This is a genomic window from Rheinheimera maricola (assembly GCF_016918075.2).
Classification (GTDB): domain Bacteria; phylum Pseudomonadota; class Gammaproteobacteria; order Enterobacterales; family Alteromonadaceae; genus Alishewanella; species Alishewanella maricola_A.
This window is the reverse complement of the sequence record NZ_JAERPS020000021.1, coordinates 1-760: the sequence shown is the minus strand read 5'-3', so window position 1 is coordinate 760 and position 760 is coordinate 1. Positions and strand designations below refer to the sequence as shown.

Below are 760 nucleotides of genomic sequence, written 5' to 3'. Positions count from 1 at the left end.
AACAAACGCGAGCGTAGCGAGTCGAGGCCGATAGGCCGGTTTGATTGCGTTTGTTAAATGTTTCTATCATCTTCGTAGAGGGTCCAACCATGTGAAATACTTGGAAATTCATCAGTAAAAAAGTACAAGTTGAGCTCAGCTGGGCTAAATTCCTGACTTAGCCAATGATCTTCAATAGGGCCACGTTTTACACTTACTCTTAACTTGTATCTCGTTAACGCTTCTGATTTCCTATACGTTTCGGAACAGAAATCAATCTGGTCGTTTTGTTGCATGCCCCAAAGAGAAACCTCTATATCGCGATCCAGAACAATATCTGACGCAATCTCAACAAGCCACAAACTATATAGCTTCTTTTTTAAACGCGCTGATCTCATGGAACGTGCCAACATTTAACGCTTTGCTAATTGGCTGCCGCAGCGTAGCGTAGGCAGTCCAGTGGAGGCCACGCTTTTTGTGGCCGTAACGAAATTAAGCAACTTGTTATGTGGTGTCAGCATGATATATCTAAGTCAGAAGGAAACTGACCCCACTTAGTAAAATTATCATCACTCGATTCATCGACATCTTGGTCGGAGCAATTTCTAGAGTTCCAGGCAGTGTTTACGTGATGATATAAATGTGCGACAGCTACAGAAAATTCCGAATCATCGTATTCTGGTTCAGTTTCAATTTCTTTGATTGTATTCTCTATTTCCTCGAGAGCTTCTTTCAGATGAAATAGAACCCACTCTTTATTCATTCGTGCATCCTTGCCACA

The 760-nt window shown here is 41.8% G+C and carries 2 protein-coding genes; both read right to left on the bottom strand.

The window, feature by feature from the left end; genetic code table 11:
• Positions 1-53: 53 nt before the first annotated feature.
• Positions 54-377 carry a hypothetical protein gene (locus tag I4W93_RS20220; RefSeq protein ID WP_205313741.1) on the bottom strand — a complete coding sequence of 108 codons (324 nt, stop codon included), beginning with the start codon at positions 375-377 and terminating at the stop codon, positions 54-56.
• A 116-nt stretch (positions 378-493) separates the two neighbouring features.
• A partial coding sequence (locus I4W93_RS20215) for a hypothetical protein (RefSeq protein WP_224673588.1) occupies positions 494-760 on the bottom strand: 267 nt, incomplete at its 5' end.